Annotated in this window: 20 protein-coding genes; 10 read left to right on the forward strand and 10 right to left on the reverse strand. The window is 32.3% G+C overall.

Features of this window, described 5'->3' with window-relative positions; genetic code table 11:
• Positions 1 to 412 precede the first annotated feature (412 nt).
• The 4 genes from LG649_RS06345 (at position 413) to LG649_RS06360 (ending at position 4,574) form a co-directional block, all read left to right on the forward strand.
• Positions 413 to 1,435, forward strand: coding sequence for a porin (locus LG649_RS06345; RefSeq protein ID WP_226542371.1), 1,023 nt, complete (start codon positions 413 to 415; stop codon positions 1,433 to 1,435).
• Between the two features lie 94 nt (positions 1,436 to 1,529).
• Positions 1,530 to 2,795 carry an ammonium transporter gene (locus LG649_RS06350; RefSeq protein WP_226542373.1) on the forward strand — a complete coding sequence of 422 codons (1,266 nt, stop codon included), beginning with the start codon at positions 1,530 to 1,532 and terminating at the stop codon, positions 2,793 to 2,795.
• Between the two features lie 168 nt (positions 2,796 to 2,963).
• Positions 2,964 to 3,302 (forward strand): P-II family nitrogen regulator, encoded by a 339-nt coding sequence (locus LG649_RS06355; protein WP_226542375.1) that lies wholly within the window; start codon positions 2,964 to 2,966, stop codon positions 3,300 to 3,302.
• A 24-nt stretch (positions 3,303 to 3,326) separates the two neighbouring features.
• Positions 3,327 to 4,574, forward strand: coding sequence for an ammonium transporter (locus LG649_RS06360; protein WP_226542377.1), 1,248 nt, complete (start codon positions 3,327 to 3,329; stop codon positions 4,572 to 4,574).
• A gap of 93 nt (positions 4,575 to 4,667) precedes the next feature.
• Here the strand turns inward: LG649_RS06360 and LG649_RS06365 are convergent, their stop codons facing one another.
• Positions 4,668 to 7,256, reverse strand: a complete 2,589-nt coding sequence (locus LG649_RS06365) for a phosphoenolpyruvate carboxylase (RefSeq protein ID WP_226542379.1) — start codon at positions 7,254 to 7,256, stop codon at positions 4,668 to 4,670.
• 617 nt (positions 7,257 to 7,873) lie between these two features.
• Entirely contained in the window at positions 7,874 to 9,169 is a 1,296-nt protein-coding gene (gene tyrS / locus LG649_RS06370; RefSeq protein WP_226542381.1) for a tyrosine--tRNA ligase, read from the reverse strand.
• Positions 9,170 to 9,255: 86 nt separating this feature from the next.
• Between tyrS and LG649_RS06375 the strand changes: the two genes are divergently transcribed.
• On the forward strand, positions 9,256 to 10,260 hold the full coding sequence (locus tag LG649_RS06375) for an NAD-dependent epimerase/dehydratase family protein (RefSeq protein WP_226542383.1): 1,005 nt from the start codon (positions 9,256 to 9,258) through the stop codon (positions 10,258 to 10,260).
• A 15-nt stretch (positions 10,261 to 10,275) separates the two neighbouring features.
• On the opposite strand, the gene LG649_RS06380 is transcribed toward LG649_RS06375, so the two are convergent.
• From LG649_RS06380 to LG649_RS06390, 3 genes are read right to left on the reverse strand one after another with little or no spacing between them, the layout of a single operon-like run.
• Positions 10,276 to 10,800 (reverse strand): DUF4296 domain-containing protein, encoded by a 525-nt coding sequence (locus LG649_RS06380; protein WP_226542384.1) that lies wholly within the window; start codon positions 10,798 to 10,800, stop codon positions 10,276 to 10,278.
• A complete protein-coding gene (locus tag LG649_RS06385; RefSeq protein ID WP_226542386.1) occupies positions 10,797 to 12,146 on the reverse strand; it encodes a dihydroorotase in 1,350 nt (449 codons plus the stop codon). The genes LG649_RS06380 and LG649_RS06385 overlap by 4 nt, the downstream gene beginning before the upstream one ends.
• Before the next feature lie 6 nt (positions 12,147 to 12,152).
• Positions 12,153 to 12,875: a polyprenol monophosphomannose synthase gene (locus LG649_RS06390; RefSeq protein ID WP_226542388.1), complete on the reverse strand. Its 723-nt coding sequence runs from the start codon at positions 12,873 to 12,875 to the stop codon at positions 12,153 to 12,155.
• A gap of 112 nt (positions 12,876 to 12,987) precedes the next feature.
• Here LG649_RS06390 and LG649_RS06395 point away from each other — a divergent pair, with 112 nt between their 5' ends.
• Both LG649_RS06395 and LG649_RS06400 read left to right on the forward strand, forming a co-directional pair.
• Positions 12,988 to 13,644, forward strand: a complete 657-nt coding sequence (locus LG649_RS06395) for a DUF4271 domain-containing protein (protein WP_226542390.1) — start codon at positions 12,988 to 12,990, stop codon at positions 13,642 to 13,644.
• An 11-nt stretch (positions 13,645 to 13,655) separates the two neighbouring features.
• Positions 13,656 to 14,405 (forward strand): uroporphyrinogen-III synthase, encoded by a 750-nt coding sequence (locus LG649_RS06400; protein ID WP_226542392.1) that lies wholly within the window; start codon positions 13,656 to 13,658, stop codon positions 14,403 to 14,405.
• A 152-nt stretch (positions 14,406 to 14,557) separates the two neighbouring features.
• Here the strand turns inward: LG649_RS06400 and LG649_RS06405 are convergent, their stop codons facing one another.
• Genes LG649_RS06405 through LG649_RS06420 form a run of 4 tightly spaced genes read right to left on the reverse strand, consistent with a single transcriptional unit; the run spans position 14,558 to position 21,241 of the window.
• Positions 14,558 to 18,082: an efflux RND transporter permease subunit gene (locus LG649_RS06405; RefSeq protein WP_226542394.1), complete on the reverse strand. Its 3,525-nt coding sequence runs from the start codon at positions 18,080 to 18,082 to the stop codon at positions 14,558 to 14,560.
• A 26-nt stretch (positions 18,083 to 18,108) separates the two neighbouring features.
• Positions 18,109 to 19,284, reverse strand: coding sequence for an efflux RND transporter periplasmic adaptor subunit (locus LG649_RS06410; protein WP_226542395.1), 1,176 nt, complete (start codon positions 19,282 to 19,284; stop codon positions 18,109 to 18,111).
• Between the two features lie 8 nt (positions 19,285 to 19,292).
• The gene (locus tag LG649_RS06415; RefSeq protein WP_226542397.1) at positions 19,293 to 20,627 is read right to left on the reverse strand and encodes a TolC family protein; all 1,335 of its coding nucleotides are present in this window, start codon (positions 20,625 to 20,627) and stop codon (positions 19,293 to 19,295) included.
• Positions 20,624 to 21,241, reverse strand: coding sequence for a TetR/AcrR family transcriptional regulator (locus LG649_RS06420; protein ID WP_226542399.1), 618 nt, complete (start codon positions 21,239 to 21,241; stop codon positions 20,624 to 20,626). The genes LG649_RS06415 and LG649_RS06420 overlap by 4 nt, the downstream gene beginning before the upstream one ends.
• Positions 21,242 to 21,363: 122 nt before the next feature.
• Between LG649_RS06420 and LG649_RS06425 the strand changes: the two genes are divergently transcribed.
• Both LG649_RS06425 and LG649_RS06430 read left to right on the forward strand, forming a co-directional pair.
• Positions 21,364 to 22,338, forward strand: coding sequence for a polyprenyl synthetase family protein (locus LG649_RS06425; protein WP_226542401.1), 975 nt, complete (start codon positions 21,364 to 21,366; stop codon positions 22,336 to 22,338).
• Between the two features lie 2 nt (positions 22,339 to 22,340).
• Positions 22,341 to 22,691 (forward strand): hypothetical protein, encoded by a 351-nt coding sequence (locus LG649_RS06430; protein WP_226542403.1) that lies wholly within the window; start codon positions 22,341 to 22,343, stop codon positions 22,689 to 22,691.
• Here LG649_RS06430 and LG649_RS06435 read toward each other — a convergent pair.
• Complete coding sequence (locus LG649_RS06435) at positions 22,688 to 23,143, reverse strand: alpha-ketoglutarate decarboxylase (RefSeq protein WP_226542405.1); 456 nt, start codon at positions 23,141 to 23,143, stop codon at positions 22,688 to 22,690. The two genes, LG649_RS06430 and LG649_RS06435, sit on opposite strands and share 4 nt — an antisense overlap.
• Before the next feature lie 216 nt (positions 23,144 to 23,359).
• Between LG649_RS06435 and LG649_RS06440 the strand changes: the two genes are divergently transcribed.
• Positions 23,360 to 26,110: a 2-oxoglutarate dehydrogenase E1 component gene (locus LG649_RS06440; RefSeq protein ID WP_226542407.1), complete on the forward strand. Its 2,751-nt coding sequence runs from the start codon at positions 23,360 to 23,362 to the stop codon at positions 26,108 to 26,110.
• Positions 26,111 to 26,121 lie beyond the last annotated feature (11 nt).

Consider the following 26,121-nt stretch of genomic DNA (forward strand, 5'->3'; position numbering starts at 1 on the left):
AACTTAAATTACAATAATAGGGGTTTCATTATTTCGATTTTTAATGCGAAGTGAAGTTAAAAATAATTATATGTTAATATATAAGGTGTTTTTTGCTAAATATTCAATCACGATTTTATTAAAAATAAATAGGTATAAGTGTTATTATGATAAAAAACCAATAATTAAATAGTTATTATGATAGATTTTTTTGCGAAAAATTAGCAAAAACTCAATTTAGGCGTTTGTTAAAAAATCAAAAAATCAAAAAATTTCCAAAATACCTCTAAAAAAATAGGGGTAAAATTAGAATATTGACAAAAGTGGGTGAAATAGCCCTATTTTTTATGGGGGTTATAACTTTTTAACATAGATTTACTTCACTCTTAAGAAAAAATTAACTAAAAATTTAAAACTAAAAATGAAAACAATTATGAAAAAAATTTTAACACTTTCGTTGCTTTTTGTAGCGGCTTTAGGATTTGCACAGGAAGAGGAAACCCCATCATTTACAATTTCTGGTAGTGTTGATGCTTATTACAGAGCGAATATAACTGCTCCAAATGATGAAAACGCAATAGCACCGGGTTCTTCATTTGCTAATTTACCGGGTTTTGCTTTAGGTATGGCTAATGTTGTATTTGGCTACGAAGGTGAGAAAGCAGGTTTCGTTGCAGATCTTGTATTTGGCCCAAGAGGTACAGATGCTATTTTTGCTTCTCCAATGTATTCTGCAACTGGTAATATTGTAAATCAATTGTATGCGTATTGGAATGTTAGTGAATCTGTAACTTTAACTATGGGTAATTTTAATACCTTTTTAGGTTACGAAGTTATTTCTCCATCAGCTAACTTTAACTACAGTACTTCTTATTTATTTTCTTACGGACCTTTTAGTCATACTGGTTTAAAAGCAGATTTTGCTTTATCTGAAGATTTTAGTTTAATGTTAGGTGTGTTTAACGATACAGATTTAACTGAATTTAACCCAACCGGAGATTATGCTTTTGGTGCACAATTAGGATATTCAGGTCAGTATTTAAACTTCTTGTTAGACCCTTCTTTTACAGAAATAGATTTTACAGGTGGGTTTGATTTATCTGATGATTTCTATTTAGGTATTAACGCTGCTTATTTATCTGTTGAAGATGATGGTGGTACTTTTATGGGAGCTGCTTTATATCCACAATATGCTATGTCTGATTCTTTTTCATTAGGTTTAAGAGGTGAGTACTTCGCAGAAACTGATTATTTTGGAGCTATCGGAGCAAGTGATGCTGATGGTGATGCATCTGTTATAGCACTTACATTAACTGGTAGTTATTCAGTTGATAATTTAACAATCAAGCCAGAACTTAGATTAGATTCTGCTAGTGAGGAGGCTTTTATTGATAATGACTTAGCTGGATCTAAGAGCTTAGGTTCGTTTGTCTTAGCTGCAATTTATTCTTTCTAACTCAAACATATTTAAAATCCATGCCCGTTTTTACAGACGGGTTATGGTGTTTAAAAGACTAACAAATTTTTACTAACCATTAAATAAATAAATTATGTCAATGTTAAACATTCTTTTACTTTTTCAAGATACCGCTGCTGTAGAAGGCGATATGGGTATGCTTTGGATGTTACTATCCGGTATTCTTGTTTTCTTTATGCAAGCTGGTTTTACACTTGTTGAATCTGGTATGACGCGTTCTAAAAACGCCGTTAATATCGCTATGAAAAACTTTCTAGATATTTGTGTAGGTTCAATAACTTTCTGGCTTGTAGGTTACTCTTTAATGTACGGAGAAACTTCAAACGGTTGGTTCTTCTGGGGAGGGTTCATGCAAGGTGAAGGTGCCGATTTATTCTTCCAAACTATGTTCGCTGCAACAGCTGCAACTATTGTATCTGGTGCTATAGCTGGTAGAACTAAATATACTACGTATATTATTTTCTCTTTATTAATGACGGCTGTTATTTATCCAATCTCTGGTGGATGGCAATGGCAAGGAGACGGTTGGTTAACTAACTTAGGTTTTATTGACTTCGCAGGTTCTTCTATTGTACACTCTGTTGGTGGATGGGCTGCATTAGTAGCAGCATTTATGGTAGGTCCTCGTATTGGAAAATATGTAGATGGTAAAGTTTTACCTATTCCTGGTCACAACCAAATATTAGCAACTTTAGGTGTTTTTATTCTTTGGTTAGGATGGTTTGGTTTTAACGGTGGTTCTCAATTAGCTTGGGGTGGCGATGATGCTACAGGAGCTTCAACTGTTGTTTTAATTACAAATTTAGCTGCTGCTGCTGGTGGTTTAGGTGCTTTAATTACTACATGGATTTGGTACGGTAAACCAAACTTAGCACAATCTTTAAATGGTGCTTTAGCTGGTTTAGTTAGTATTACTGCTGGTTGTGGTAACATGACTGCTACAGGTGCTTTACTAGCTGGTTTAATTGGAGGTATTATTGTTGTATTCTCAATAGAATTTATCGAGAAAAAACTTAAAATAGACGATGCTATTGGTGCGGTTTCTGTACATGGTGTATGTGGTGCATGGGGTACTTTAGTAATTGGTCTTTGGGGTGTAGATGGCGATACTGGTATTGGTTTATTCAATGGTGGTGGTGCTGCTCAATTAGGCGCTCAAGCCATCGGAGTTTTAGCTTATGCTGTATGGGCAATTCTTTTATCTGCAATTGTACTAGGTATCTTAAAAGCTACTTTAGGTTTACGTGTTACTGAAGAAGAAGAAATTAAAGGTCTTGATATTTCCGAGCATGGTTCTATAGCTTATCCAGGAAAAAGAGTTCGTGAATTCGAAGAATAGTAGAAATACTTCTTTTAAATATTTTATACAAAAAGATGTCTTATTTTAAGACATCTTTTTTATTTTGTATGATTTTTTCAGAAATCCGCATCTGTGCTCTATGATTTTTTCAAACATCATATTTATTAAATAAATTGATTGGCTAAATAAAATATTTAATAAACTATTATGAAAAAAATTGAAGCAATTATTCGAAAATCTAAATATCGGGAGGTTAAAGAAGCCTTGCATGATGTTGGTGTAAATTTCTTTTCTTACTGGGATGTAACAGGTTTAGGTAACGAAAAAGAAGGCCATGTTTATCGTGGAGTGTCTTATAGTACTAGCGACATACAAAGACGTTATTTATCCATTGTTGTAAATGATGATTTTGCCGAAGTAGCAATTCAAGCTATTTTAAATTCTGGAGCAACAGGAGAAGTAGGAGATGGAAAGATTTTTGTTTCGCAAATAGATGAATGTTATAGAATTAGAACCGGAGAAAAAGGCGGTGATACATTAAAATAAACAACTAAAACTAATTAACTAAAAATGGAAATATTTACAACAAATAACGTATGGATGATGATCTGTACAGCTTTAGTGTTTTTCATGCATATGGGTTTTGCGTTACTTGAAATTGGTTTAACCCGACAAAAAAACACTATCAATATACTTTTTAAAAACATATTTATTATTACTGTAGGTTTGCTATTGTATTGCCTTGTTGGTTTTAATTTAATGTATCCAGGAGAATTTAATGGCTTTATTGGTTTTGCAGGTTTTGGGTTAGATGCCCCATTAACAACAGAAGGTGCTTTAGATTTAACATATAACGAAGGCTTTACTTATTGGACAGATTTCTTATTTCAAGGTATGTTTGCAGCCACAGCAGCAACTATTGTTTCTGGGGCAGTTGCCGAACGTATGAAAATAGTACCATTTATGATATTTACTTTAATATATGTAGGTTTAGTTTACCCAATTGTTGGATCATGGCAATGGGGCGGCGGTTTCTTATCTACTTATACAATTGGAGAAACCGAAGGTTTTTACGATTTTGCAGGTTCTACCTTAGTGCATTCTGTTGGTGGTTGGGCAGCAGTTATTGCTGTTTGGCTTTTAGGTGCCAGAATTGGTAAATTTAATAAGTTTGGTAAGCCTGAAGCTATACCTGGTCATAATATTCCTTTAGCAACTGGAGGTGTTTTAATTTTATGGTTAGGTTGGTTTGGTTTTAATGGGGGTTCTGTGCTTTCTGCAAACCCAGAACTAACATCTTTAGTGTTAGTAACAACCTGTTTAGCTGCCGCTGCTGGTGGGGTTGTTTCAATGTTGGTGTCAACAGTTATGTTTAAAAACTTAGATTTAACCATGTTTTTAAATGGTATTTTAGGAGGTTTAGTAGGTATTACAGCTGGAGCAGACCAAATGAGTCCTACAGATGCTATATTAATTGGTGCTATTGCAGGGGCTCTAATTGTTTTTGCAGTGAGTTTAATTGATAAGATTAAATTAGATGATCCGGTTGGTGCTATTGCAGTGCATTTAGCTTGTGGAATCTGGGGAACATTAGCCGTAGGTGTTTTTGGTGCTAAAGCAGGTGTAGATCAATTTTTAATTCAGTTGGTAGGTGTTGGGGCCTATGCTGTATTTTGTGTTGTGAGTGCTTTTATAATAATTTTTGCATTAAAGAAAACTATGGGTATCAGAGTTTCTGAAAGAGAAGAAGTTGAAGGTTTAGATGCCCATGAGCACGGTATGGATGCTTATTCAGATTTTAGATTGAATGAGCATTAATTAAAAGTGTTATTTATTTTTTTTGATTAACTAAATAAAAACAAAAAGGGTGTAAATTTTAAACTTACACCCTTTTTTAATTTGTTATAAATTTTAAGCAGAGTTTCTGCTGGCATTTATGTTTCCAAATAATGATCGTGTTACTATTTTTTCGAATACTTTACGTTCTTCATCATCGGCAGGAACACCTTGTCTGTCAAAATTTTGAATCTTTTTAAGCGCATATTGCTGAATGGTTAATAGTGGCAATACAATAGATTCTCTTACCTGAATTGAAGCTTTTCCAGCTGGTTCGTTCTCCATTAATTCGCTATAACCTGTTAGTTTTAACAATAGGCGTTTAGTAATTAAATATTCTTCGTGAATTATATTCCAGAAAGCTCCAAATTCTTCGTCTTTAGACATGTATTTGGTTAAGTCGAAGAATGATTTAGTTAAAGACATCATACTGTTTTCTAACAATGTTTTAAAGAATTTAGAGTTTTTATAAAGCTGTTCTACTTTATGGAATTCTCCATTATCTTCATATTTCTTTAATGCTGTACCAACACCATAAAAACCAGGAACGTTTTGCTTTAACTGGCTCCATGAACCTACAAAAGGAATGGCTCTTAAATCTGAAAATATTAGTTTGTCAGATTTTCCACGTTTTGATGGTCTACTTCCAATATTTGTTTTTGCATAATACTTTAAAGTACTCATGCGTTCTAAATAAGGAATAAACATGGGGTGGCTTTTAAAGTTTTTATATGTTTGATAACTGGTTTCAGCTAAATCGTCCATAACTAAAGTGTCTTCTTCAGATAAATTGTTGCCACCTCCAATTCTGTTTTTAATACCAGAACTTATTAATTGTTCTAGGTTGTATCGTGAAGAATCTAGAGTACCAAAGTTAGAGCTAATGGTTTGCCCTTGTATGGTAATTTGTACTTCTTTGTCTTCAATTGTTGGGCCTAAAGACGAGTAGAAGTTATGTGTTTTACCGCCGCCACGTGCTGGTGGTCCGCCACGTCCATCAAAGAAAATTGCAGTAATATCGTATTTTCTGGACATTTCTGTTAATAGTTGTTTGGCTTTGTATATACCCCAGTTTGCCATTAGGTAACCACCATCTTTAGTTCCGTCTGAGAAACCTAGCATTATGGTTTGTTTGCTACCGCGCGCTCTTAAATGCGCCATATAGGCTTCGTTAGTGTATAATTGTTCCATAACACTTGGTGCATTTTCAAGGTCTGGAATAGTTTCAAAAAGAGGAGCTACATCTACTGTTAATTCATCTTTAAAGCCAACCATTTTTAGCATTGCAAATAATTGCATAACGTTTAGTGCAGTTTGGTTGTTACTAATTATGTAACGGTTTGCACCGCGTTCGCCATTGGTTTGTTGTATGTTTTTAATGATTGAAATGGTTTTTAATGTATTGCGTACCATTTCATCTTCAAAAGCATCTAGGTCGTGTACATCGTCGTTTGCTTTTGAAAGGATTTCAATTTGTTCTGCTTCGGTTAAATCGTGATAGTTATCTGGGAAAGATGAGTTTCCTTTTTCTATTAAATGATCGATTACTGTGGTGAATACCGAGTGGTGAATACGGCTATCTTGACGAATATCAAGCGTTGCAAAATGGTATCCAAATAAATGTACACGGTTAATTAAATCGTTTATTTCGTTAACGTATAACGATTGGTGTTCGTTTACAACAATATCTCTAATGCTTAATAATTCTCGTATAAATTCTTTTGCAGTTAGGGTTTCGCTTGTAATTTGATTTATACTATAATTGTACATTATAGTTTCTAATTTAATTACGCGTTCTTCTACACCTCTAAACGTTAATTTGCGCCTTAAATCTTTAAGATCTGTATAGTATTTTTTTAATATAGATTGTTTTAGTTTAGCAGCAACTTTTAGTGTAGTATCTGGTTTTACAAATGGGTTTCCATCACGGTCACCACCTGGCCAAAAACCAATATTTATAATTTCGTTATGCCTTTTACTATCGTCGTAAATATTTTGTTGTATGTAGTTGTAAATATCTCCAAACGATTTGTAAAATACATTTTCTAGATACCAAATTAAGCTTTTGGCTTCTTCGTATGGCGAAGGCTTAGATCGTTTAAAAAATGGTGTTTTACCTAATTGGCCAAATAATGTATTTATTTTATTTAAATCGTTTTCTTTTATAGCTTCTGTTAAGCTTGTAATAATACCTAGTACAGAGCCTGGATAAAATTGTGTAGGGTGCGCTGTTAAAACAATACGCACTTTAAATTCATCTAGATATTCTTTAAGTTCTTCTAATTTGTTTTCTGAGGTTGCATTTTCTTTAAGGTTTCTTATGGTACCAATACCTTCCATATTATTTATTATGGGGAAGGCTGCGTCTTCAATAGCATCAAAAAGTACAACTTGACGTTCTATGTATTGGATAAACCTAAATAACAGATTAATTTGGCTTTCCTCACTACGACGCGCTTGATATTTTTTAAAAAACGTATCTACTATAGTTGTGGGATCATCACCTTGCTTAAAGCCTTTTTCACAGGTTTCATGAAATAGAGGCAGTAAAACACCGGTTTTGGTAACAGCATCAAAAGGTAATGTCATGAATATACTGTTGTATATTTGGTATTTAGACAATACGTTCTGGTTGAATCGTGTTAATTTTGGTTCTACGGACATATATTAGTTTTTCTATTTAAATTTCTCTATAAAAATACTAAAGGTTTGGTGAAACGTAAAAGGTTATCGGTATTTTATTCATTTTTTCACAAATGGTAAATTATTTTCACAAACTGTTAAAAATATAACAAACAATTTTGTGGTTTGCCTAATAATTTTTAGTGCTAATTTGAAATTAGTAATGTAAAATGTTAAAATTTAGTAGTGTTTTAGCGTTAAACCATTTATAATTTATTTACGCTATTTTAAGGTTCTGGCTTTACAATTGTAATGTGGATGTTTAAACAAAAGCTTCGTTTTACTGTTCAGGTTAAGCAGTAAATTAATGGTTTCTTCATCACTTTATAGGTGAGTGTTAATTTGATGAACATCGTTAGTAGGTAAGTCAAGTTTAAATATTATAGATGGATGTTTTATTGTTTTTAACTTATGAAAATTTTATAGCCACCTTTAAAAGTAATGGCCTTAGTTTGGCTTAATTAATAACCTTTGTTGAAGGTAGAGCAGTTAATAAACATTATTATTTTTATACTATTATAACTACGCTAACTTATAGGTGTAGTAGAGTAGATTTAAACTTATATTTAACGAATGGAAAATCCTTATATGTAAATGATTTAAATTACCTGAAGTACAAAGTAATTCTTTTTACCACGTTGAAGCAATACAAATTTATCGTTTATTAAGTCTGTATTTGTAAGTGTGTAATCGTCTTTTACTTTTTCTTTATTTACAGAAATTGAATTTTCCTTTAAAGCACGACGAGCCTCACTATTTGATTTTAAAAAGTTGCCTTTTTCTGCTAAAGCAGCTATCATGTCTAGTCCGTTATCAATATCTTCCTTGTTAATTTGTGTAAGTGGTACGCCATCAAAAACATCCAGAAAGGTTTGCTCGTTTAGGGCTTTTAAGTCTTCAGATGTCGATTTTCCAAATAAAATATTACTCGCTTTTACAGCATTATCTAAATCTTCTTTAGAGTGTACCATTGTAGTAATTTCTTCGGCTAAACGTTTTTGTAAAATACGTAAATGCGGTGCTTCTTGGTGCGCTTCTATTAAAGCAGTAATATCGTCTTTACTCAAAAAGGTAAATATTTTTATGTATTTCTCGGCATCAACATCACTTGTATTAAGCCAATATTGGTAAAATTTGTATGGTGATGTACGGTTAGCATCTAACCAAATGTTGCCGCCTTCGGTTTTTCCAAATTTAGTACCATCGGCTTTTGTAATAAGTGGCCAAGTTAGGGCGTAACCTTTGCCGCTATCTATACGCCTAATTAATTCTGTTCCGGTAGTAATGTTTCCCCATTGGTCGCTACCACCCATTTGTAAAGTACATTGTTTTTCGCGGTAAAGTTGTAAAAAATCAAACCCTTGAACTAGTTGGTAAGTAAACTCGGTAAAACTCATACCTACAGAAGCTTCAGACGATAAACGTTTTTTTACCGAATCTTTAGCCATCATATAATTTACAGTAATGTGTTTACCAACATCGCGAATAAATTCTAAAAACGAAAAGTTTTTCATCCAATCGTAATTATTCACAATTAATGCGGCGTTTTCAGCATCGCTATCAAAATCTAAAAAACGAGATAATTGTTCTTTAATAGCGTTTTGGTTATGTCTTAAAGTTGCTTCGTCCAATAAATTACGTTCGGCCGATTTTCCTGAAGGATCGCCAATCATACCAGTGGCGCCACCAACAAGTGCAACAGGTTTGTGGCCAGCTAATTGAAAATGCTTTAAACCCATAACACCAACCAAATGGCCAATGTGTAAAGAATCTGCTGTAGGATCTATACCAACATAGGCCAAACGCATAGCTTCCATTAAATGTTCTTCGGTGTTTGGCATAATGTCTTGTATCATGCCTCTCCAAGTTAATTCCTCAACAAAATTCTTTACCATGTTCTTCAATTTTTTAAAACTATCGCAAATATAAAAATACGCTTATAAATACGCTTTAAATCTTAATAATTCTTTACATTCGTTATATGATTTTAGTAACAGGCGGAACTGGTTTAGTTGGTGCACATTTACTTTTTAAGTTGGTAAATGAGAATAAAAATGTACGTGCCATTTATAGAAACAAGAATAAGTTTAAAAACACTAAAGCTGTATTTTCCTGTTATACAGATAATGTTGATGCAGTTTTTAATAAAATTGAATGGGTTGAAGCCAATATTTTAGATATTCCTGCTTTAACAGAGGCTTATAAAAACGTTAAGTTTGTATACCATTGTGCAGCTTTTGTAAGTTTTGAACCCAACAAATATTACGCGCTTAAAAAAAGTAATATTGAAGGTACTTCTAATATGGTTAATTTGGCCTTAGCTAATAATATTGAAAAATTTTGCTACGTAAGTTCTATAGCTACATTAGGTGATGAGTTGAAGAATAAGAAAATTACTGAAGATAGTATTTACAATCCTGAAGCAGATAATAGTGTTTATGCCATAACCAAATATGGTGGTGAAATGGAAGTATGGCGAGCCACACAAGAAGGGTTAAATGCTGTAATTGTAAACTCTGGATTAGTTATTGGACCTGGTATTTGGCATTACGGTACAGGTAGTTTTTTTAAACGTGCTAAAAAAGGAATTTCATATTACACTTCTGGAACTGTTGGTATTGTTGCGGTAACCGATGTTGTTAGTGTTATGATTAAACTTATGGAGAGCAAGATTAGTAAAGAACGATACATACTTGTGGCAGAAAATTGGACTTATAAAAATTTTTTAATAACCCTAGCTAAAGCAGTTCAAGCAAAACCACCTAAAAAAGTTGCTAAACCATGGTTGCTAAATATGTTATGGAGATTAGATTGGCTTTTAACTAAATTTACAGGAAAACGTAGGCAGTTAACAAAACACTTAGTACAGTCTTTAACCACAGAAACTTTTTATAGTAGCAACAAAATAAAAAAAGCTTTAAACTATGAATTTAAAGCTATAAATGAAACTATTACCAGTGTTGGTAATGCATATGTTAAAGATTAATATAATAGGTTTTTATTATTGTTTTTTTGGTAATTTCTTGTTTTTAAGAACAGCTCTCAAAGAATCTTTAGTTTTTGATAGCGAGTCTTTGGCAATGTTTATCTTAACATCTTTGTTTTGTTCCGTTTTAGTTTTGTTTAAATTTTTAAGAGAATCTTCCTCTCGTTTTGTAGATTCTTTCCATTCCTTAGATTCTTGTTCTTTAAATTTTGTTTTTAAAGCTTCTAAGCTATCATTAACCATCTCGTAAATGGTTTTATAATCTTCTAAATGAAAAGCATAGTAGTTGTTGCTTAATGCAAATTGTAAGCTATCAATATTATGTTTTTCGTAAACGTAGGTTTTAATGTCCACTCCGTGTTCTCTCATTAATCTTTTGTCTACTGAACTTGAAGAGCCAAGTATTTTAGCATCAATTAGAACTTCTACCATTTGTTGTTTAGAAAGTAGATTGTCTGGTTTTTCTGGTCCACGATCTTTTTTACAAGAAATAGCAAAACAAATTATACAGAAAAATAATAAAAGAGCTTTTAAATTCATCGGTTAAACGTTAATCTTTTACCATGTTTAATATCGCTAAACTTGGCGTTATGATATACTAAATTTCCATTTAAAATGGTATGGGTAATTCTAGATTTAAAGGTTGAGCCCTCAAAAGGCGACCAACCGCATTTATATAAAATATTTTCTTTATTTACCGTCCATGGGTTATTTAAATCTACTAAAACTAAATCGGCAAAAAAGCCTTCTTTTATATAACCACGTTTTTCCACTTGAAATAAAATAGCCGGATTGTGGCACATTTTTTCTACAATTTTTTCAATAGATATTTTACCTTTATGGTGCATTTCTAATAAAGCTGGTAAGGCGTGTTGTACTAGTGGGCCTCCAGAAGGTGCTTTAGTATAAACGTTTTGTTTCTCGGTTAAAGTATGTGGAGCATGGTCTGTTGCTATAACATCAATACGATCATCTAATAAAGCTTCCCATAGTTTATCTCTATCTTTTGCGGTTTTTACAGCTGGGTTCCATTTAATAAAAGTCCCTTTTTTATCATAATCTTCATCTGTAAACCATAGGTGATGAATACAAACTTCGGCTGTAATTTTTTTATCTTTTAAAGGAATTTTGTTTGAAAACAATTTGGTTTCCTTACCTGTTGATAGATGAAAAACATGTAATCGAGCTCCTGTTTTTTTTGCAAGTTCTATAGCTTTAGATGATGATATGTAGCAAGCCTCTTCACTTCGAATTACTGGGTGGTATTTAATAGGGATATCGTCTCCAAATTTTTTTATATGAGCTTCAAGATTTTGCTTTATGGTGCCTTCATCTTCACAGTGCACAGAAATTACTAAATTGGTACTTTTAAATATTTTTTCTAGAACTTCAGGGTCATCTACAAGCATATTTCCTGTGGATGAACCTAAAAATAATTTTAAACCAGCAACGGCTTTTTCATCTAACTTTAAAATTTCATCTAGATTATCGTTAGTTCCTCCAAACATGAATGAATAATTTGCATAAGATGATTTTGCAGCTATGGCAAACTTTTCTTCAAGTTTTTCTAGGGTTGTTGTTTGTGGTTTGGTATTTGGCATTTCTATAAATGAAGTAATGCCACCAGCGATAGCTGCTTTGCTTTCGGTTTCTATGTTTGCTTTTTGTGTTAAACCGGGTTCTCTAAAATGCACTTGATCGTCTATTGCTCCGGGAATTAAATGTTTTCCTTCGGCATCAATAATTTTTACATCGGCCGATTTTGCACTAATTGAACTGTCAATTTTAGTAATAAATTCGCCTTCGATAAGTACATCGCCACTAAAAATAGTACCTTCGTTTACTATTTTAGCATTTTTTATGAGGGTTGTTTGCGTGGTTGTCATGTTGTTTTATTTTGTGAACAGGCTTTTTATTTTCATTGAGATTACTCCAAAAATAGCTTCAGAAATAATGCCTCCGCTTAATTTACTTTCGCCTTTAGTTCTGTCAGTAAATATAACAGGAACTTCGGTAATTTTAAACTTTTTTAAGTAGGTTTTAAATTTCATTTCTATTTGAAAAGCATATCCAATAAATTTAATTTTATCAAGGTTTATAGTTTCTAAAACTTCACGTTTATAGCAAACAAAACCAGCAGTTGTATCATGAATTTTCATGCCTGTAATAAATTGCACATATTTTGATGCTAAATACGAAAGTAAAACCCTGCCCATTGGCCAGTTAACCACATTTACACCGGTTACGTAACGAGAACCTATAGACATGTATGCACCATCTTGGTAGCAGGCATTGTAAAGTTTTTGTAAATCTTTTGGGTTGTGTGAAAAATCGGCATCCATTTCAAAAATGTAATTGTAATTTCTGGCAATACACCATTTAAAACCATGAATGTATGCGGTGCCTAATCCTGATTTTTTATTTCTTGTTTCTAAAAATAGTTTATTAGGATAATCTTGTTGTAAACTTTTAACCTTTTGTCCTGTTAAATCGGGTGAGTTATCATCTACTACAAGTACATGAATATCGTTCGACTGACTAAAAACGGCTCTAATAATAGCTTCAATATTTTCAATTTCATTATAGGTAGGAATAATTACTACAGCCCCAATCATATTGTATTACTTAACTTCAAATAAATTTTAGCAAATGTAAGCTATTCATATTTTATTTTTTTTAAATTTTCCTTAATAAAATCAATCAAAAAAAATGTGCTAATTTTATACCATGATTAGAGAAGTTGTTTCGAACGAATTATTTACTATTTTATTAACTATAGGTTTTTTAGTTGTTGCTGCAGCAAGATTGGTTTCGCCAAAGCGGTTTGAAGATTTTATAATAGTTTTATTAAATAATAAATATCTAAAAATATATTCGCGAGACCAAAAGTTTCTAGATAAGTTTGATAGCTTACTTTTTAGTAACCTAGTTATATCATTAGCCGTATTTTTAAATATATTTTATCAATTTAAAACCAATAGTACTACTGTTTCAATTAATTTAATGGTAAAGCTAGCTATTGGAGTTATGGCTTTCATACTAATTAAAGTTTTGTTAGAGAGGCTTTTTGCAAGTGTTTTTGAAATAGATAAGCTTATAGATTTTTACATTTTTCAAAAAATATCAATAAAAAATTTTTTCGGTTTAATTCTACTGCCAATAAACGCACTTTTGCTTTATACAATTAAGCCAACATTAAATACATTTTATGTAATAATAGTTTTATTGTTAATTATTAATTTGATAGGGCTAATTGCTTCATTTAAAACCTATCAAAGTGTAATAAAAAATAACTTATTCTATTTTATTTTGTATCTTTGCGCACTTGAAATTGCACCCTATGTAATTTTATATAAGGTGATTTTAGTTAATAACAATATTTAATTGCGCTTAATATGAAAGTGAAAACCATTTTAGTATCTCAACCAGAACCTAAAATAGAGAACTCTCCTTACTTTGATTTACAAGAAAAACAGCGTGTAAAAATTGATTTTAGGCCTTTTATACATGTAGAAGGTGTGTCTGCAAAAGAGATTAGACATCAAAAAATTGATTTAAGTAATTATACAGCTATTATTTTAACCAGTAGAAATGCTGTTGATCATTTTTTTAGAGTTGCTGAAGAAATGCGTTATAAAGTACCAGATACTTTAAAGTATTTTTGCCAGAGTGAAGCTGTAGCTTATTATCTTCAAAAATACGTGGTTTACAGAAAGCGTAAAATTTATGTTGGTAAACGTACTTTTTCTGAGCTTACACCACTTATAAAAAAATATAAAGACGAAAAGTTTTTATTACCCAATACAGATAAGGTAAAACCAGAAGTACCAAAAACGCTTGATGCTTTAGGTGTAGATTGGAAGCAGGCTACGTTTTACAAAACTGTGGTAAGTGATTTATCTGATTTAGAAAATGTAACTTACGACGTGCTTGTGTTTTTTAGTCCGTCTGGAATTGAATCATTATTCAAAAATTTTCCAGATTTCAAACAAAACGATACACGAATTGCGGTGTTTGGAAACACAACTATTAAAGCTGTAGAAGAAAAAGGTTTACGTGTAGATATATCGGCGCCAACACCAGAAACACCTTCTATGACTATGGCCTTAGAAAAATACATTGAAAAAGCCAATAAGGGTAAGTAAAAAAAGAAATACAGAAATATATTTAAAAACCGAAGCTTTTTAAGCTTCGGTTTTTTTTATGGTAAAAGTAAAAGCCTCAAAATTTATTTTGAGGCTTTCCTGCTATTAATCGCTATTTTTAATAGGGATTAAAAATATAGAGTTTTAATATGTTAGTCTACAGATTCAATACGTTTATCCATGTTAAAAACTTCCTCGGTTGGGTAATTCGCAACTCTATCTTTAAATAACCACATTTTTAATTTAGTGGTTAAGAAAAATAGTAACGGTACAATAATTAGCGTTAAAAATGTTGCAATAAATAAACCGTAAATTACAGTCCAAGCAAGTGGCCCCCAGAAAACAACATTGTCTCCACCAATATATATATGCGGATTAAATTCTGAGAATAGTGTAAAGAAGTTAATGTTTAAACCAATGGCTAGCGGTACTAATCCTAAAATGGTTGTAATAGCTGTAAGTAAAACTGGGCGTAAACGGGCTTTACCTGCTTTTACAATACACTCGTATAAGTCGTGTGCATTTAAGTATTGTTCTTCATCTAAATTAAGTTCTACTTTTTTTCTGTCAATTAATAATTGTGCATAATCAAGCAGAACAACACCATTGTTTACTACAACACCTGCAAGCGATATAATACCAACCATTGTCATCATAATAACAAAGGCGCTACCAGTAACTACTATACCTCCAAACACACCTATTAAACTCAAGAAAATTGCAATCATGATAATAGTTGGTTTTGAAATAGAATTGAATTGGAAAATTAATATGAAGAAAATTAAGCCTAAACCAGTAAAGAAAGCTCCCATTAAAAAGGCCATTTGTTTGTTTTGTTCTTCAATTTGTCCGGTATAATCTACGTTAACGTTTTCAGGCATATTTTTATACCCCTGCATTTCGTTTTGTATTTTGCTTACAACTGCTGCTGCGTCTGTAAAACCAGGAGCAAGTGCAGAATAAACGGTTACTACACGTTTGGTGTCTTTGTGTTTAATAGCACTAAAACCAGCAGTGTTTTCGGCATGGGCAATAGCAGAAACCGGAATTTCTTTAATTTGCCCTGTTGAAATATCTCTGAAAGTTATTTTTTGATTGAAAAGTGCACTTGTATTATAGCGGTTTTCTTCATTAAACCTAATGTAAATATCATAATCTTCGCCATCTTCTTTATAAATACCAGCTTTAGAGCCAAATATAGAATTACGCAACTGTTGCCCAACTTGTGATGCACTAACACCTAACTCACCAGCCTTTTCACGATCTACAACCACACGCATTACAGGCTTATTTTTGTTTACATCAATTTTAAGCTCGTCTATACCAGCAATATTTTTACTGTTTATAAACTCGCGCATATTTTCGGCTACGTTAATAAGCTCGTTATAATCTTCACCTTCAATTTCAATGTTAATAGGAGCGCCCGCAGGAGGGCCGGCAGCATCTTTTTCAACCGAAATTAAAACACCTGGAAAAACACCAACTAGGGCTTTTTGTACTTTTTGGCGTAATAATTCGCTGTCTTCACCTTCGCGATATTTAAATTCGCGCATTGATGCAGTAATTTTAGCTTTATGTGGCATTTCTGCAGCCGAACCACCATCGGTTTGTGGGTTTCCTGCACCTTCACCAACTTGCGATACTGCACTTTCTACCATAAAATTGTAGTCGCCATCTTTATATTGACTATCATCTAAAACATTATAAACTATGTTTTCAATTTCTTTAGTAATGCTATTTGTTTTCTCGATAGCTGTACCTTCAGGGTATTCAATGTAAACAATAATTTGATTAGGTATGTTGTCTGGAAAAAACTCTACGCTAGTTCTTTGCGATGCTAATGAAGCACCAAAAGCTATAAAAGATATAATTAATAAGATAAATGTACCGATGGAATAATAATAAGGTCTATTACCTTTAAACGCATTACGAAGTTGTTTTTCGTAAAAATTTTCTAGAACAACAAGTGTTTTTGTTTGGAAATAATTAGACCATTTGCGTAAAAATAAACGATAAACCCAAAGCATAATAGCGGTAAATACCATTACGCTACCAAATGCTCTGTAACTACCGCCAACAATCATGACAAGAATACCAATAACACCCATAATACAGGTTAGGTAAATTATGTTTTTTAAAGGCATGTCTTTATCCTCGGTGCTCATGAATTTAGATACTAAAACCGAGTTGAAGAAAATGGCAACAAATAAAGATGAACCTAATACAATGGATAATGTTTGAGGTAGTATTTTCATGAATTCACCCATAATTCCTGGCCATAAACCTAACGGAATAAAAGCGGCAACAGTTGTTGCTGTTGAAATTATAATTGGAAAAGCAATTTCTCCAATCCCTTTTTTAGCGGCTTCAATGCGGCTCATACCTTCTTCGTCCATTAGGCGGTAAACGTTTTCAACCACAACAATACCATTATCTACTAACATACCAAGACCCATAATTAGACCAAAAAGCACCATGGTATTTAAGGTTATGCCAAACATATTTAATATCATAAGCGACATAAGCATAGACATTGGAATAGCAAAACCTACAAAAATGGCATTTTTAAAACCTAAGAAAAACATTAGTACGGTTACTACTAAAATTACTCCAAAAATAATGTTGTTTACTAAGTCATCTACTTGTCCAATAGTAACCGAAGATTGATCATTGGTAATTGTAACTTCTAAATCTTGAGGAAACTCGTTTTCTATAGCATTAGCAACAATAACCTCAATTTTTTCGGCAGCATCAACCATGTTTGTTCCTGCACGTTTTTTTACATCAAGCATTACCACTGGGTGGCCGTACTCTCTAGCAAATGTTGTTTTATCTTCTTCATGAAAAGTAACTGTTGCAACATCTTTTAAGTAAATTGGAAAATTATTATCGGCTTTTACTACAAAGTTTTCTAATTCAGATGGCGAGTTAATTTCACCAAGAACACGAATAGTTCTTCGCTGTCCACTAGTTTTTATGTTTCCGGCAGACATGGTTACGTTGCCGCCATTTATAGCGTTAATAATATCGCTAAAAGTTACTTTTGCAGCCGTCATTTTGTAAATATCTACGGCTACTTCAACTTCTTTTTCTTGAGCACCACGAATGGCTACTTCTTTGATTTCTAATAAATCTTCAATTTCATCTTGAAGAAATTCTCCGTATTCTTTTAATTTTTCAATGGTATAATCTCCAGAAATATTAATGTTTAGAATAGGCATTTCTTCAGAAAGGCTGAGCTCAAAAACATCAGGCTCAACTTTTGCACCGTTAAATGTTGGCCAATCCTCGCCAGAGGTTTCAGATTCTATTTCGTCTTTTACTTTTTGTTTGGCTTGTTCGACGGTAATATTCTCGTTAAACTCAACAATTACCATTGAATAATCTTCGGATGAGGTTGAGGTGATCTCAACCACATTACTAACGCCTTTTAATTTATCTTCTAGAGGGTCTGTAACTAGCTTTTCAATATCTTCGGCGGTATTACCAGGAAATACGGTGCTTACGTATATTTTGGTTTCGTTCACTTCTGGAAAGTTTTCACGAGGCATATCGAAAAACGCAGAAATACCTAAGTAAAATATAACTGCAATAAGCACATACATTGTGGTTTTATTGTTGATTGCCCAAGAGGACAACGCAAACTCTTTATTGACTTTTTTATTTTGATCAGTCATAATTTTTTAATCGGTAATTAATTTGATTAATCGTTTTTAGTATCTATTACCTTTACAAGTTGGCCGTCTTTAACGCTTCTTGCACCTTCGGCAATTATTTTTGTGCCTTTTTCAACTCCTGAAAGCACTTCTATAACATCGCCTTGAGTTTTACCAGTTTTAATAATAACTTTTTTGGCTGTTCCTTCGTTTTTATCGTTTATGTTTTCAACAACATAAATATATTGCTCTCCACTAGCATTTTCAGAAATAATGCTTTGTGGAATTAAATAAGCATTTTGGCTTGTGTAATCGTTAATTTTAACTTTTGCAGTTAAGTTAGGCTTTATTGAAGCGTCTTTGTTAGGAATGCCAATTTCTGCTTTAAAGGTTCGGTTTGCTGGATTAATAAAATTACCAGCTTGTCGTACTTTGGCATCAACTACTTTATTTAAAATAGGAAAATCTACTTTTACAGATTTACCAACTACAATATCTGAAATGTAACGTTCTGGTACATCGGTTTCAATGTACATGTTGTTTAGGTTTACAATTCTGAATAATTGTGATTGTCCTGGAGCAACAACAGATCCTTGTTCGGTAATTACATCATCAATAGTTCCTGAAAATGGCGCTCTAACTGTAGTTTTGGCTACTTGTTTTTCTAATTGATTAACAGCTTCTTGTTGTGCTTCGTAATTAGATTTTGCTTGTAAATATTGAATTTCGCTTCCTATTTTTTGATTCCATAATCGTTCTTGACGCTCGAAAGTAGTTTTAGATAAGGCAGTTTGTATTTTTAGTTGTGCTAGTTGTTGGCTTAAGCCACCATCATCTATTCTAGCTAAAACTTGCCCTTTACTTACTTTTTGTCCTTCTTTTACATAAACTTGCGATAGTACACCAGAGTATTCTGGGAAAATAATTAAGTTTTGTTTTGTATCTACGCTACCTTGTAACTCCACGTAGTGAATAAATTCTTCTTGTTTAGCAGTAAAAGTGGTAATTAAAGGTACTTTTTCTTGAGGGTCTAGTTCTTTAATTTTAAGCTGAATTTGTTTTAATTGATTTGATATTTCGAGTGCTTTTGCATCTAGTTCAGATTTCTTTTTACGTATTGCCGTTAAATCGTTTGTAGCAATTACATCATCTACAGATTGGTTCTTGTTTCCACCACAAGATGCTAAAAGTAGGGTTACTAAAATTAATTGTAAATATTTCATTGTGGTTGTTATTTTAGGTTTAATAGGTTTTTTAATTCTGCTTTTTTGTTAATTACATCTATAATAGATTGTAAATATTCTTGTTGTATGGTGTAAAGTTGGGTTTGTGCTTGTCTTAAATCGAAACTACTAGCAATACCTTCACGGTATTTAATGGTGTTTTTACGTTCAATTTTTTCGGCTAAAGTCAAGTTTTTTTGTTTGTTAGCGTAGGTTTCTATAGCTAAATTATATTCGTTTTTAGCGTTTTGCACATCTACATTTAATTGATTTTGCTGTTCTAAAAGATTGTTTTGTGCAATTTCCCATTCAATTTTTGCTTTTTGGCGTTTTGCTTTGTTGCCAAACGAACTAAAAATAGGTACAGTTAAACTTACGCCTGCGCCAGAAAAGAAATACCATTCTTGTTCTTTTTTAAAGAAATCTCCAAAATTTTCGTTGTTACCAAGGTAACTAGCATTAACAAATGCGTTTAATTTTGGTAATTGTTCTGCTTTTTGCAATTTATATTCAAGCTCTTTGCTTGTAACTTCGTTTGTAGATATTTTGTAATCTATGTTATTGGTAATATCATGATTATCGCTAATTAAGTTTAGCGAAATATTTTCTGTTACTAAAGTTTCTAAATCACTGGTTAATGTAATAGTGTCGTTAGGGTTTAATCCTAAAAGTACTTTTAAATAACCTTTTGATATTTCGTGTAAAGTTTCAATGTTTTTAAGGTTGATTTCTAAGCTAGAAAGTGTAATTTGTAATTGTTCTACATCTTCTTCTTCGGTTAACCCATTTTCAAAAATTTTGGTTGTTTCGTTTAAATTGTCTTTTAAAACAGTAATGTTATTTTGGGTAATTACAATGCTTTCTTTAGTTAATAAAGCATTATTGTAAGCACTAATAACAGCAGTTTCAATTTGATTTACGGTTTTATCTTTAGCATTTTTTGATATTTCTAAAAACACTTTATTCGACTGTAAGCCAACAATATATCCACCATCAAAAAGTAATTGATTTAATTGAATTGCAGGTGTTAATTGGTGTTTAGGGTATAAAAACGGAATAATATTACTTGGGTCATCTGGGTCTACCTCTAAATCATCAAAAGGTGTTTTTAAGTTAGTACTATAATCTACTGCACCATTTATTTGTGGTAAACCTAATGCGGTAGTAGCTTTTACGTCCTGTTTTGCAGCTAAAATACTTAAGTCTGCGTTCTTAATGGTTCTGTTGTTTTCTTTGGCATAATCTATAGCTTCTTGTAAGCTAAAACTATGGGAGCTATTTTCTTGTGCGTTTAATAATACACAAAAAAGAAAACCTATAATGGTAATTAGGTTGTTTTTCATTTATTAATTGTTTGTTGATTGATTTCTAAATAGTTGTTTAAATACTCTAGTCCTTTCGATGTGCAAATTCCTTGTAAATGGTATTCCGTATAATTATCCATAAGTTCCTGCATAGAAAAATGCTCTAAAGGAAAAAGTGCTTTATCTTTTAAAGCCATCATGCACGTAAAATATATTTTGGTTACAAACTCTAGGTTTAAATTATTACGAAATAAACCACTTAGTTGTCCACGTTTTAAATTTTCGCGAATACACTCTTGCATTACACACATTTGCTTGTGTTTAACTTCTTTATAAATTTTAGGATAATATTTTTCGAGTTGATATTGGGGCGACGATTTTTCATCTTTTAAATTACGCATTAAAAAATTCTTTATCTCGTAAATTTCGTCAATAGGATTTTTTTGTAGACTACAAATACCATTAATTCCACCAGATATTGTTTGAAATAAATGATTAACTGAAGCTTCAACTAATACAGTTTTATTCTTAAAATATTGATAAATGGTTTTTTTTGATATGCCTTGCGTATTGGCAATATCATCCATGGTTACGCTTTTAAATCCGTAATTTAAAAACAAATCTACAGCAGTGTTTAAAATATTCTCTTTCATAATTTGGGGCAAATGTACAACCGGAAACTATAAAAACAAAAATAGTTTCCAAAGTTTTACCGTTTTTTAACATTAAACTTGTTTTCTGCTTTTTTGTAGAAGTTTTCATTTATTTTTGTGCTATGCATTCAATAGACGATTACAGAACTCATTTTGTTTCATTCTTAGAAACATTTGTTACAGAAAAAGAACCAAAAAATCTTTATAATCCCATAAATTATATTTTAAATCTGGGAGGAAAACGTTTAAGACCAGTATTAACTTTAATGAGCGCCGATATTTTTAATGGAAATTATAAAGAGGCTTTAAATGCAGCATTAAGTATTGAGGTTTTTCATAATTTTTCGTTAGTTCATGATGATATTATGGACGATGCACCATTGCGTAGAGGTAAAAAAACTGTACACGAAAAATGGGATATAAATACAGGTATTCTTTCCGGTGATGCTATGCTAATTATGGCATATCAGCTTTTCGAAAATTATGAAGCAAATGTTTTTCAAGCTTTGGCTAAATTGTTTAGTAAAACAGCTTTAGAGGTTTGTGAAGGTCAACAATATGACGTTGATTTTGAAACCAGAAACGATGTTACCATTCCAGAGTATTTAAAAATGATTGAATATAAAACCGCTGTTTTAGTTGGTGCTGCCATGAAAATGGGGGCTATTGTAGCAAAAGCTTCTACAGAAGAGCAAAATAATATCTATGAGTTTGGTAAAAATTTAGGAATAGCCTTCCAGTTACAAGACGATTATTTAGATGCCTTTGGAGACCCAAAGACTTTTGGAAAACAAGTTGGTGGCGATATTATTGAAAATAAAAAGACTTATTTATACCTAAAAGCGATCGAGTTTTTAGGTGAAAATGATAAAGTAGAATTAGTAAACTTATTTTCGTCGCAACCCGATAAGGTTGAAGAAAAAGTGGAAACAGCTAAACGTTTGTTTAAAGCGTCAGGTTCGGCAGATGCAACCAAAGAAGCTATAAAATTGTATACAAATAAGGCGTTTAAAAATTTAGATGATTTAAAAATTTCTGAAGAGAAGAAAGAGTTGTTAAAAGCCTTTGGTAGTAGTTTAATGAATCGTACAGTTTAATAATGCAACTCCCAACAACTTTTGACGCATTAATTAAAGAAGCTAATCAATTAAACTTATATACAAGTTTAGTAAAACAACTTAATAAAGATTTTTTGTTGGCTAACATAGATTTTGATTTTCATCAAGATATACCACCAACAAGTTTAAAGCTAGTTTTGCATGAAACTGTTTATAGGCTTATTCAAGAAAAATTCTCAGAATATTTAAACTTACTTTACATTATAGATGTATCTGAAGATGCTATAAAGGCATTAAATGGTGACGACGTTTTAAAGCTTTCAGAAGCAGTATCGTTTTTAATTTTAAAACGTGAATGGCAAAAAGTTTGGTTTAGGCATAAATACGCTTAAAAATATACCCGAATAAACGGCATCCACGCATTTGCATAGATACTTTTATCATTATCGTAAAGCACATCATACCTAACACCTAGAGTAAAATTATTACTTCTGTATCCGGCACCTAAAAACAGTGCAGGTAACCAATATTTATCTGTAGCAATTGTATTGTTATCAAAACTAGTGTTAACATTTAATTGCTCAAATTCTGCCGAAAGTTGTATCTCTGGAATTACGTTAGCTAGTCCAATTAAACTTCCGCCTAAAATTGTAGACTTGTATATATCCTTTTGTCTGTTATATGTAAAGTTTAAACCCAAACCAGCAGAAAAAATTTGGTCAAACTCATATATGGCACTTGGTGCAATTGTTCCGCTAAAAAAATCATTGCTAAAATTAGCTCCTAAGCCCCCTCCAAACTTTACTTTTTCCCAAGAAAATAGAGAGCTAGATTGTGCTTTCATTTTAAAATTAACAGTTAAGCTAAAAAAACAGAAACATAAAATGTAAAAATTTGTGGTTTTCATAATAAAGAATCTATAAAAAATTAACAAAAATTTAATATCACGAATTAAATTGAAGATCAAGATATAAAAATAGTTAAACAAACCTCTAATTATGCTAAAAATTGTATTTTTGAAAAATATTTTTACTAAACCTACAAGGTATTAAATAAAACAATGGATAAATATTCCTTTTTAAATGCAGCTCATACAGCATATTTTGCAGAATTATATGAGCAATATTTACAAAATCCCGATGCCATAGAGCCAAGTTGGAGAGCCTTTTTTCAAGGGTGCGATTTTGGTAGTGAGAATTATGGTGTAAGCGGAGAAATAGTTGATGGTGTTAGCACGCAAATACCAGAACATTTACAGAAAGAATTTCAAGTTGTAAAATTAATTGATGGATACAGAATGCGAGGGCATTTGTTTACAAAAACAAATCCTGTTCGCGACCGTCGTACTTATACACCAACTTTAGATTTACAAAATTTTGGTCTTAGCGAAAACGATTTAGCTACCGTTTTTAATGCTGGCGAAGTATTAGGTATTGGTGCACAACCATTAAGTGTTATTTTAAAACATTTAAACAGTATTTACTGCGATTCTATAGGTGTAGAATACATGTATTTGCGTAATCCCGAGGTTATTGGTTGGTGGCAAGAGCAACTTAACAAAAATGATAATCAGCCAAGTTTTTCTGCAGAAACAAAAAAATACATCTTATCTAAACTAAACCAAGCGGTTACTTTTGAAAACTTTTTACAAACCAAATATGTTGGTCAAAAACGTTTTTCATTAGAGGGTGGAGAGTCTTTAATACCAGCAATAAGTAATGTGCTATTTTATGCATCTTTAAAGTACGATGTAAAAGAATGCGTTTTAGGTATGGCACACCGAGGCAGACTAAGTACATTGGTTAACATTTTTAGAAAGCCATTACGCGAGTTGTTTAACGAATTTGATGGTAAAGATTTTGAAGACGAAAACATTGATGGAGATGTAAAGTATCATTTAGGTTTAACTTTAAATAAAACCTACCAGAATGGTAAAAGCATTAAAATGAACTTAGTGCCTAATCCATCACATTTAGAAACCGTTGCTCCAGTAGCCGAAGGTATTACAAGAGCAAAAATAGATAATGATTATAACGGAGATGACTCGAAAATAATACCAATAGTTGTTCATGGAGATGCAGCTATAGCAGGTCAAGGTATCGTTTACGAAGTTGCACAAATGAGCCGATTAAACGGTTACAAAACCGGTGGTACAATACATATTGTAGTTAACAACCAAGTAGGTTTTACTACCAATTATTTAGATGCTCGCTCCAGTACATATTGTACAGATGTTGCCAAAGTAACCTTATCTCCAGTTTTACATGTAAATTCTGATGATGCTGAAGCTGTAGTTCATGCCGTAGAAATGGCTTTAGAGTACAGAATGCGATATAAAAAAGATGTTTATATAGATTTGTTAGGATATCGTAAATATGGCCATAACGAAGGTGATGAGCCCCGATTTACACAACCAACATTATACAAATCTATATCAAAACACCCAAACCCGTTTAAAATATATTCTGATAAGTTAATTGCTGAAGGAACTATAGATAAAGGTTATGTAGATGGTATTGTTACAGAATTTAAAGAAACTCTTGAGAGTGAATACGAAAAATCTAAAGAGGCCGACTCTTCAAAAGTTCGTGAATTCATGGAAGAGCGTTGGGAAGATTTTACCAGAAGAGGTGTTGATGCTATGTTAAAGGAGGTAGAAACAACCTATCCAAAAAATAAATTAGAACACATATCTAAAGTAGTTTCTACAGTTCCAGAAGGCGTAAAGTTTTTAAGAAAAGCAGAACGTATTCTTGAAGGGCGTAAAAAAATGGTTTTTGAAACCGATACTTTAGATTGGGGAATGGCAGAAACTTTAGCCTACGGAACTTTAATGGAAGAAGGCTTTAACGTGCGTATATCTGGTCAAGATGTAGAACGCGGAACATTTAGTCATCGCCATGCTATACTTCGAGATGAAAAATCTGAAGAACGAATAAACTTACTAAACACAAACCCAGATAATAAAGGTGAAATGTATATTTTTAATTCCTTTTTATCTGAATATGGTGTACTTGGTTTCGATTATGGTTACGCCATGGCAAACCCAAATACATTAACCATTTGGGAAGCACAGTTTGGAGATTTTAGTAATGGTGCACAAATAATTTTCGACCAATATTTATCGGCAGCAGAAGATAAATGGAAAGTTCAAAACGGTATTGTAGTATTGTTACCTCACGGATACGAAGGTCAAGGTTCAGAACACTCTTCAGCAAGAATGGAGCGTTACTTACAACTTTGTGCCAACGATAACATGATTGTAGCAGACTGTACAACACCTGCCAACTTTTTCCACTTATTGCGTCGCCAAATGAAACGCGATTTTAGAAAGCCATTAGTTGTTTTAACACCAAAGAGCTTATTACGCCACCCAAAAGCAGTATCTTCAATTAACGAATTAGCATCAGGAACCTTCCAAGAAGTTATAGATGATACTATTGAAGCTTCAAAAGTTGAAAAATTAGTATTCTGTACAGGTAAATTTTATTATGATTTATTGGCAGAACGCGAAACTTTAAATAGAGAAGATGTTGCATTAGTGAGAATAGAACAGCTTTTCCCGCTTCATTTAGATAAAATACAAGAAGTAATTAATAAATATCCAAATGTAGAAAATTATGTTTGGGCTCAAGAAGAGCCCAAAAATATGGGAGCTTGGAGTTTTATGGCAGAACGCTTAAATATAGTAAAACTAGAAGTTTGTTCAAGACCATATAGCTCGGTGCCTGCACCTGGTTCAAGTACAAGAGATAAAAGGAGACAACGCCGCGTAATTGACGCTGTTTTTAATAACGAAGAAATAAAATAAACGAAAAATAC

The organism is Neotamlana laminarinivorans, from assembly GCF_020523925.1.
Lineage (GTDB): Bacteria > Bacteroidota > Bacteroidia > Flavobacteriales > Flavobacteriaceae > Neotamlana > Neotamlana laminarinivorans.